This is a genomic window from Coleofasciculaceae cyanobacterium (assembly GCA_036703275.1).
Classification (GTDB): Bacteria; Cyanobacteriota; Cyanobacteriia; order Cyanobacteriales; family Xenococcaceae; genus Waterburya.
The window spans coordinates 1-9312 of record DATNPK010000059.1; the positions used below are offsets into that span (position 1 = coordinate 1).

At 41.3% G+C, this 9312-nt stretch carries 7 protein-coding genes and 2 pseudogenes; 2 read left to right on the forward strand and 7 right to left on the reverse strand.

Going from position 1 to position 9312, the window contains the following annotated elements; all coding sequences use genetic code 11:
• Positions 1 to 99: 99 nt before the first annotated feature.
• Both V6C71_10350 and V6C71_10355 read right to left on the reverse strand, forming a co-directional pair.
• Positions 100 to 237, reverse strand: coding sequence for a hypothetical protein (locus tag V6C71_10350; protein ID HEY9768881.1), 138 nt, complete (start codon positions 235 to 237; stop codon positions 100 to 102).
• 59 nt (positions 238 to 296) lie between these two features.
• Entirely contained in the window at positions 297 to 689 is a 393-nt protein-coding gene (locus V6C71_10355) for an IS1 family transposase (protein ID HEY9768882.1), read from the reverse strand.
• Positions 690 to 796: 107 nt separating this feature from the next.
• On the opposite strand from V6C71_10355, the pseudogene V6C71_10360 reads away from it, so the two are divergent.
• Positions 797 to 976 (forward strand): annotated as a pseudogene (locus V6C71_10360) (IS701 family transposase).
• Positions 977 to 1289: 313 nt separating this feature from the next.
• Here the strand turns inward: V6C71_10360 and trpB are convergent.
• The 5 genes from trpB to aroF form a co-directional block, all read right to left on the reverse strand.
• Positions 1290 to 2537 carry a tryptophan synthase subunit beta gene (gene trpB / locus V6C71_10365; protein ID HEY9768883.1) on the reverse strand — a complete coding sequence of 416 codons (1248 nt, stop codon included), beginning with the start codon at positions 2535 to 2537 and terminating at the stop codon, positions 1290 to 1292.
• Positions 2538 to 2592: 55 nt separating this feature from the next.
• Complete coding sequence (gene trpA, locus V6C71_10370) at positions 2593 to 3384, reverse strand: tryptophan synthase subunit alpha (protein HEY9768884.1); 792 nt, start codon at positions 3382 to 3384, stop codon at positions 2593 to 2595.
• A gap of 43 nt (positions 3385 to 3427) precedes the next feature.
• Entirely contained in the window at positions 3428 to 4261 is an 834-nt protein-coding gene (gene trpC / locus V6C71_10375; GenBank protein ID HEY9768885.1) for an indole-3-glycerol phosphate synthase TrpC, read from the reverse strand.
• Positions 4262 to 4661: 400 nt separating this feature from the next.
• The gene (locus V6C71_10380) at positions 4662 to 6875 is read right to left on the reverse strand and encodes an anthranilate synthase (GenBank protein HEY9768886.1); all 2214 of its coding nucleotides are present in this window, start codon (positions 6873 to 6875) and stop codon (positions 4662 to 4664) included.
• A 211-nt stretch (positions 6876 to 7086) separates the two neighbouring features.
• Positions 7087 to 8187, reverse strand: a complete 1101-nt coding sequence (gene aroF, locus V6C71_10385) for a 3-deoxy-7-phosphoheptulonate synthase (GenBank protein HEY9768887.1) — start codon at positions 8185 to 8187, stop codon at positions 7087 to 7089.
• 339 nt (positions 8188 to 8526) lie between these two features.
• On the opposite strand from aroF, the pseudogene V6C71_10390 reads away from it, so the two are divergent.
• Positions 8527 to 9193: pseudogene (locus V6C71_10390) on the forward strand (IS6 family transposase).
• The last annotated feature ends 119 nt before the right edge of the window (positions 9194 to 9312 follow it).

Consider the following 9312-nt stretch of genomic DNA (forward strand, 5'->3'; position numbering starts at 1 on the left):
AGTCACGACACCGATAATTTTGTTTTCCATTGTGTATTTTTCCATTTTTGACAATTTGCTTGGACTCACAAGACGGACAGAATATTGACATTAATACTACTAATCTAGTTCTTCTTCTATCCTTACATCTTTAGGACTACCAAAATCTTTGTTCCTAGATATCGTACCGCGAGCGTTGTTTTTCTTGGTTTGAGAAAAAATACCGCAGACTAGTTGTGCGATGGAAAAGAATTTCAACTTGCTTCAATGCTTTCTTGTCTCTTGCTACAATCCATATTTGGATTAATCGAATTTTATTAGTGGGATAGTTTCACTGTCCAAATCCAGAATTTGTTGTTCTTGTTTCCTACGAAGGTCTGTAGTTCATCGATTTCGGTAATTTCAGGTATTTCCGAATCTTGTGGTTCATCAGACAACGATTCTCCTGCTTCTTCAACCCAATTGATAATAGTTGTATGATCTATCTCCGTTATTCTGGCAATTGCCCTGAATCCCATACCATTGAGATACATTTTTAAACAGAGCTGTTTTTCTGCTGCTGGGTATGCTCGCTTAATCGGATTTTCTACATATTGGCAGCCATATGCGAAGCGGTATCCTTTAGGACAGTTTTTACATCTGAATGATTGCTTTCCTGGACGAAAACCATTCTTTTTCTTTGGCGATGATTTACATCTGGGGCAGTCCATTGCTTTACCAGGGTTTTTTACATCCTTATTTTAAACTCCATAACATTACGCATTCATCAACGCCCAAAATCTTTTATAACTTAAATCCAGTTAAAGAGCCTATTGCTAATTTTACTTTTCATCAACAGTGGTTAAATCAAGGGGAATGAAAAACCACTTTGAATAACCTACGTTTAATTATTCAACCAACTGTCTTATTCTGGATGATTATTCCTTGGTTGGACGTTTTCCCTAACCGTTCTTTACTACTTTGTTTTCATCGACTGATCGCTACTATGAATCAATTTTCTTTTTATTTTCCTAGAGTATTGAGCGAAGATGGCAAAGGTTTGTCGCCAATAATCGGATTAAGGTTAGAGCTTTATATGTACCTCTGGTGATGGCTGCAATCAATAATTGGAAGCAGCAGAGACTGTACTTAGCATTAAATACAAAATGCTCTCGAATCAATTCTGCATCATTCATCTCTCAGTGGTATGTGGAAACAGAGCAGTTCCTTTCTTATGGAAAGTCTTATCGCACAAAAGTTCTACAGTAGCTTTTGCTGAATATAAATTAGTGCTGAAACTAGCACAGCGGTTATTATCAAGCCATCCAAACTTACGCATCCTTGAGAAATTTAGCAACGGTATGGACATCTTTATCGCCCCGTCCAGAACAGCAAATCACAATACAGGGGCTGCCAATTAGCTGGGGACAGAGGGTTTCGAGATAGGCGATCGCATGAGAAGTTTCCAAAGCGGGAATTATTCCTTCTAGTTGGGACAGAAGTTGGAAAGCAGCCAAAGCTTGCGTATCGGTTACGCTATAGTATTCAGCGCGATCGCTAGTTTTTAAATAACTGTGTTCTGGTCCGACACCCGGGTAGTCTAGTCCCGCACTAATGGAATGTGGCTCGATAATTTGACCTTCTTCGTCCTGTAGTAAGTAACTCATCGCGCCATGCAAAACCCCAGTTCGACCTTTAGTTAGGGTTGCTGCATGTTTGCCCGTGTCAACTCCTTCTCCAGCAGCTTCAACACCAATCAAACGTACTGAGGGTTCTCTAACAAATTCGTGGAACAATCCCATCGCATTAGAACCTCCACCAACACAAGCCAGAAGAATATCTGGTAGTCCTTGCCACTTTTGTTGAGATTGACCGCGAGTTTCCCGACCGATAATAGCTTGGAAGTCCCGCACCATCATCGGATAGGGATGAGGACCAGCAACCGAACCCAAGATATAGTGAGTTGTTTCTACATTAGTTACCCAATCTCTAATTGCCTCACTAGTGGCATCTTTTAAAGTTCCCGTTCCAGCTTCTACTGGATGCACTTTGGCATCCATCAGGCGCATCCGAAAGACATTAAGGGCTTGTCGTTCCATATCGTGAATGCCCATATAAATGACGCACTCCAAACCAAAACGAGCGCAAACAGTGGCAGTAGCAACACCGTGTTGTCCCGCTCCAGTTTCGGCAATTATACGTTTTTTATTCATACGCTTGGCGAGCAGCACTTGCCCGATCGCGTTATTAATTTTGTGCGCCCCCGTATGGTTTAAATCCTCGCGCTTGAGGTAAATTTGTGGCTTTATGCCATCGGGTCGAGCGTAATATTCACTCAGGCGTTGAGCGTAATAAAGTGGAGTTGGTCGTCCGACATAATTTGCTAATAGCTCTTGAAATTCTTGCTGGAACTGCGGATCGTCGCGATATTTGGCTAACGCCGTTTCTAGTTCGCTTAAAGCTGGCATCAAAGTTTCGGGAACGTACTTGCCCCCAAATTTACCAAAACGACCTAGAGCATCGGGTTGTTGAGCAGGAGTGGGATTTACAGGTTGAGTATTTGTACTATCTAGTAACATAAGAATCTTCTCAAGATTGAATTGTGGTTGAATAGTTGGTTGGGACTAAAGAGGCTTAGGAAATAGCTGTTTTTAATTCGCTACAAAAATCTCGAACCGAGCGCAATCGGTTGTAGGGAGTACCTTCTGCCAAACGCTGTACAAAGGCACTGCCAACAATTACCCCATCCGCGCCCCAATCTATTACTTGTCGAGCTTGTTCGGGAGTGGAAATTCCAAAACCAACACCAATCGGCTTATCGGTAACACTGCGAATATCGGCGATTACATCTTTGACTTGCGTTTGAATTTGAGAACGCACTCCCGTAACACCCGTAACGCTGACCAAATAAATAAAGCCACGAGATTTCATGGCGATCACTTCAATCCGCTCTTTGGAGCTAGTGGGAGTTACTAGCAAAATGACTTCAATGCCTACTGCATCAGCCTGTTTTAATAACTCGTCGGCCTCTTCTATAGGTAAATCGGGAACGACTAAACCTTTGATGCCTGCAATAACAAGCTGTTGCATAAAGGTTTCGATGCCCAAGTTGAGGATCGGGTTGTAGTAGGTAAATAAGATTAAGGGCGATCGCAAACTGCGAGTTAGAGATTGAGCCATTTCTAAAACGCTAGCTAACTTAACTCCTTTTTCGAGGGCGCGGGTTGCTGCAGCCTGAATTACAGGACCATCAGCGAGAGGATCGGAGTAAGGAACTCCTAGTTCGATGAAATCTGCATTAGCATCCAAAACTTTTAGAGCTTCGGCTGTCAATTCTAGATCGGGATCTCCTGCGGTTAAAAAGGGGATTAGGGCAGGCTGATTATTTTGACGTAAAGATTCAAAGCATTGCGAGATCGTATTCATAATTAAGCATTCTGGTGAAGAGATTAATCTGGAATTTTGTTATTTAACAATTTAATAGGTCTTTTACTGCCCGTTTGAGGTTGGTTTGCCTAATTAGGGATTCCCCGACTAAAACTGCCGTAGCACCTGCTTTAGCCACAAAAGATAAATCTGCTGGAGTAGATAAACCAGACTCGCTGACAATTGTTATGCGTCGGCTATTTATTTGTTTTTGCCGTTGTAGTAGTAAGCGTTGAGTTGTTTGCAGATCGACGCTAAAGTCTTGGAGATGGCGGTTGTTGATCCCAATTAATTCCACATCAAATAGAGTTAACACGCGATCGAGTTCCCCTAGGGTATGGACTTCTATTAATGCGGTCAGGTCTAGGCTGCGTGCGATTTGTATAAACTCTGTCAGCACTTCATTGCTTAAAATAGCGGCAATCAAAAGAATCGCATCTGCACCATTAACCCGTGCTAAATAAATTTGGTAGGGGTCAATAATAAATTCCTTACATAGCAGAGGTAATGTTACTTTTTCTCTAACCTTCTGCAAATTGGCAAAACTACCTTGGAAAAACTTTTCATCAGTTAATACAGAAAGACAGGTAGCACCACCTAATTCGTAGGCTTGAGCGATCGCGCTCGGCTCAAAATCGGCACGAATTATTCCCTTACTAGGAGAAGCTTTTTTAACCTCAGCAATTAAGCTGGGTTTAGAAGAATTTTGTCGTAAAGCTGCCAAGAAATTTCTGGTAACAGGAGCAGTTTTTATTTGTTCTTGGAGAGTAGCTAGAGATAGTCTTTCAGTTCTTTGAGCAACTTCTTGTAGCTTATAATCAGCAATTTCTTGAAGTATTGTTTTAGGTCTAACGGGATTAACATTCATGTCGATCATTACTAGTAATCCTATTTGATTTCAAAAATTACAAGTTTTGTTAGAGGGAATAGCGCGAAGTTTTCCTAAACAAAGGTTTTGAACCGCATGTAGCAAACTTCCTAAGAAGGCATTGGGAAAAATAAAGTAGTCTTTTGCAGAGATGAAATTTAAAAGTCAAGAAGAGTTTTGAGGGAAGAATATTCTTCTTTCTTCTTCCCGCCACTGTTTTCTACTCAAACTTGAGAAATCTTGTTTCTTTTTATCCTTTTAAGTAGCGTAAATTTGGGATAACTTAAAATTTTTACTGTTTCGCGATCGGGTTAGTTACTTTCCTATGGACGCTTAAGTCATTATAGGCTAAAGGTTGTAGGCTACAGGCTACAAGGTTATAGGCTATAGGCTACAACCCGATCTGACATTAAGTCATATTTCCTACTAATGAAGAAGCAGAGAAGTTGACAGGATTGGTATAGTTGCGAATTGTGTTATCGATAATGCTCTGACCGATTCCTCCATCCAAAGTCATAATAGATTCTGGATGGAACTGTACGGCAGCGATAGGTAACGTCCGATGTTCGATGCCCATAATTACTCCATCTTCGGTAATGGCGGTAACTTTTAATTCCGCAGGTAGTCGATCAGACAAAGCGTATAGAGAATGGTATCGACCAACTTCAAAGGATGTTGGTAGATCTTGGAATAGTTTAGAGCCGTCAGCGATAACAGAAATTTGAGATACCTTACCATGTTGGGGATAGTCAAGAACTCCTAGTTCTCCGCCAAAGGCTTCGACAATACTTTGCAATCCCAAACATACGCCAAAGATAGGAATTTGTCGTTTCTGACAGGCGGCAATAGTTGCTGCTACTTTAAAATCAGTAGGTCTGCCAGGGCCAGGAGATAAGACTACTAGGTCGGGTTGTTCTTCGTCTAACAGCGATTTGGCAAAACCATGCCGAATTGTTTTTACTGTTGCACCAGTTTGACGTATATAGTTAGCGAGAGTATGTACAAAAGAATCTTCGTGATCGATTAGCAAGACGCGCTTGCTAATTCCTGGCTCGGTTTGCTGTTGTTGTAGATTAGAGTCAACCAAGATGCGATCGCTAACATTTTGGGCTTGTTCTAAGGTTTGAAATAAAGCCGCTGCTTTAGTAATGGTTTCCTGGGCTTCTGCTTCTGGATCGGAATCATAGAGAACTGTTGCCCCCGCACGGACTTCGGCGATCGTATTTTGTAAGCGAATAGTCCGCAGAATTAAACCCGTGTTTAAGTTGCCATCAAAAGTTAAATAGCCAACTGCACCGCCATACCAACGTCGGGCACTACCCTCGCGCTGCTCGATAAATTCTATTGCCCAGCGTTTAGGAGCGCCTGTAACCGTTACCGCCCAAAGATGGGTTAGAAAGGCATCTAGAGCATCAAACTCAGCTCGCATCAAACCTTCTACGTGGTCTACAGTGTGGATTAAATGGCTGTACATTTCAATCTGACGACGACCAATTACCCTCACCGAGCCAGGTTCGCAGATTCGCGATTTATCGTTACGATCCACGTCCGTACACATAGTTAACTCTGATTTATCTTTGTCGGAGTTGAGCAGCTTTTGAATCTGCAAAGAATCTTCAATGGCATCTTTTCCTCGGCGGATCGTGCCACTAATGGGACAGGTTTCTACCCTTCTGCCATTAACCTTGACAAACATTTCCGGAGAAGCACCAATGAGATATTCCCCCCCTAAGTTAAAAATAAATCCATAGGGACTGGGATTTATTTCTTTAAGGATGCGGAACAATTGAGTAGGGGATTTCGTACAGTGCTTGGAGAAGTTTTGACTGGGTACAACTTCAAACAAATCTCCTCGGCGGAAATATTCTAGGGCTTCTCTAACCCGATCCTCATACTCTCCTGGTTGATGGTCGCAGGCTCGATCAGGGGTTAGATTCTTACCTTTGTAATCGATCTTTTCACCACTACGAGGTAAATCTTTAGTAGTATCATTTTGAGTCACAAATTCATATTGCAAGCGATATCCTTGCTGCTGATAATAATCAACAACTAATAGTTCGTCAGGAAGATATAGTACCAAATCCCGTTGGTCTGACTCTCGCTGTTGCCGTTTGGACATTTGCTCGAACTGAAACACTAGGTCGTAGCCAAACGCACCGTAAAGTCCCAAGTGTTCGTCTTCAGAACTACTAAATAGCCGAATAATTTCTCGAACCACAGTAAAAACTGATGGTTGGCGACTGCGTTCTTCTTCAGAAAATACTTGTTTTGTTGGTTTAACCGAGCCAAAAAGTTGACGTTCTTCTTTTTCTAAAGATACTAGTCCAGAGAGGTTGGATAAAGCTTCGGCTAGATACTCCAGCAACACTATTCCGCGATCGTTATGTGCTGTGAGAGTGAAACTATTATCGCGAGTTGCTAGTTCTAAAGGTGGATTAACAAATCCGATCGCCCATCTATTGTAACGTCCTGGATATTCATACTGACTTTCCAATAAACCTCCCCGTTGAGAATCAAGACGTAGTAAAATTTCTTCTAAGGCAGTTTGGGTCGAGATCTTATCAACAGTACGGGAGACAAAAATACCGCCTTGAGTAGTGTAAAAATGTGGATCTAAATGCATTGAGAATTCCTCTTACTAATTGGGTGAATCTGGACTGTTCAAGAAAACTCGATCAACTAATAATTAATCAAGGAAAAGGAATAAGAACCGATCGGCTTTATAGATTAAGTAGGGTATAGTTAGCGCAACTCGTAACCCATTATTTAGATTGGCAATTTTATTAAATTCTCATTCCCAAACACAGTTTGTGTGCGATCGCTTTTTGCTGAGATTAGAATCTAGACTCAGACCAAGAATTAACCTGGAATTTTTTACCTGTAGGAAAAGATGGTGTTTTACCACGACCGTAGAATTGAGCTAGTGGCATTACTTCGTGCATCAGTCGGCTAAAACCTTCTGGTGTCAGAGATTGAGGACCATCAGACATCGCTTGGGCTGGGTTGGGGTGAACCTCAATCATCAAAGAATCAGTACCAGCTGCGATCGCAGCCATTGCCATTGTAGGAACGTATTCTGATTTGCCAGTAGCGTGGCTGGGATCGATAACGACGGGTAAGTGAGTTAGCGCTCGCAATACTGGCACAACGGATAAATCTAAAGTATTGCGAGTATATTGGGAATCAAAGCTACGAATGCCACGCTCGCATAAAATTACATTGGGATTGCCAGCATCAAGAATATATTCTGCTGCCATTAACCATTCTTCAATGGTGGCAGATAGTCCCCGCTTGAGCAAAACTGGTTTATTCTTAGCCCCTACCTTTCTTAGTAAAGGATAATTTTGCATATTACGCGCCCCAACTTGCAGGATATCGGCTACTGTGGCAACTTGCTCGACATCAGCAGTATCCATTACTTCCGTAACAATTCCCAAGCCTGTAGCTTCTCTTGCTTTTACGAGTAAGCCTAGCGCACTTTCACCGTGACCTTGGAAAGCATAGGGTGATGTCCGAGGTTTATAAGCTCCCCCTCTAAGAAACTGCGCTCCTGCGGCTTTTACTACCCTTGCTGTTTCGACAATCATCTCTTCGTTTTCTACCGAACATGGGCCAGCGATGACTACTAGAGGATAGTTTTGACCAAAGGTTACTGCACCATTAGGAGTGGTTACAGTTACTGCACTTGGTTTACCTTGACGAAATTCTAGACTAGCTCTTTTAAAGGGTTTTTCTACTCGTAAAACTTCTTCAATACAGGGGCTAATTTGTTTAATCTGATCGGGATTGATTTTAACTGTATCACCTAAAAGGGCGATTACTGTTTCGCTTTGACCCACTATTTCTTCTGTGTTTATATTCTTCCAGCAATCAAGTTCTTGGGTAATTCTCTTGATCTCTGTTGCTGGTGTTCTCTTTTTGATAATTACAATCATTTTTTAGCTTTCTCTTTGCTTTAGCTTTTATAGTTATTAGCATTGCCATTTCGTTAGTTGTTCATAGTCGAACATCATTTGAACTTATGCACTTTTAACTAACGCTCCGGCAGCGGGCAGACCCACAAAAGCAAAGTCCTGGCAGAGCTTACGCTCAACGGCGCACTTGCGCCATCGTCTCCGAAGAAGACTAGAACGGCTTTGCCGTTCGTGCCGATAGGCGCAAGGGAACGCGCGAGTGTGACCCGAACTAGCTAAAAAGGTTGTGTCGCAAAAAATAGAAATAGTCGCGTAGTACAATACAAGCCAACAAAGATACGTACGACTTTGACTTTTCTAATGAATTCCAAAGAACCTTTTAAGTGGCGACATTTTCAAAAGGAAATTATTTTGCTTAACGTTCGTTGGTATTTAAAATATTCTTTGAGCTATCGTAATTTGGAATCAATGATGTTGGAAAGAGGCCTGAAAGTAGACCACTCAAATATTGGTCGTTGGGTGCTAACTTATTCTCCTGAAATAGAAGAAAGAACTCGTCGTTACCTGAAACCAAGCAATGATTCTTGGAAAGTAGATAAAACTTATATTAAGGTCAAGGGAAAATGGAAATATCTATATCGGGCAGTAGATAGTGTAGGCAATACTTTGGGCTTTATACTAAGTGCCAGAAGGAACAAAAAGCTGCCTATAGATATTCTTCAAAAAAGTATTAAAAGCTAAACGTAATAGACAACCTAGATTGATTAATCTTGACGAAAATGCTGCTTATCCTCCTGCAATTAAAAAATTGAAAACAGAAAAAGTTTTAGAAGAAAAAAGCCAAATTCGACTAGCAAAATACCTCAATAATGTAGTAGAACAAGATCATCGAGGAGTAAAAAGAATCACAAATGCTGCTCTAAAATATAAATCATTTCACACTGCTTGGCGGAGAATTAGAGGTATTAAAATTATGCGGATAATTTATAAAGGTCAGGTGGAAGGCAATACTGTTCGGTTAAGCTAAAAATATGAGTTAATGAGAGTATCACTGATCAATAGTCCATCAAACTCGAACCTTTAACTCTTATTTCTCCAAAAATCCAAGCAAGTGAGATATTTCCCGCTTGGGAATTAATCATGTCT

Excerpts from the sequence above, each read along its gene's own strand:
- trpA (HEY9768884.1), bottom strand. The coding sequence starts at position 3,384 with ATGAATACGATCTCGCAATGCTTTGAATCTTTACGTCAAAATAATCAG.
- aroF (HEY9768887.1), bottom strand. The coding sequence starts at position 8,187 with ATGATTGTAATTATCAAAAAGAGAACACCAGCAACAGAGATCAAGAGA.
- V6C71_10355 (HEY9768882.1), bottom strand. The coding sequence starts at position 689 with ATGGACTGCCCCAGATGTAAATCATCGCCAAAGAAAAAGAATGGTTTT.
- V6C71_10380 (HEY9768886.1), bottom strand. The coding sequence starts at position 6,875 with ATGCATTTAGATCCACATTTTTACACTACTCAAGGCGGTATTTTTGTC.
- trpB (HEY9768883.1), bottom strand. The coding sequence starts at position 2,537 with ATGTTACTAGATAGTACAAATACTCAACCTGTAAATCCCACTCCTGCT.
- trpC (HEY9768885.1), bottom strand. The coding sequence starts at position 4,261 with ATGATCGACATGAATGTTAATCCCGTTAGACCTAAAACAATACTTCAA.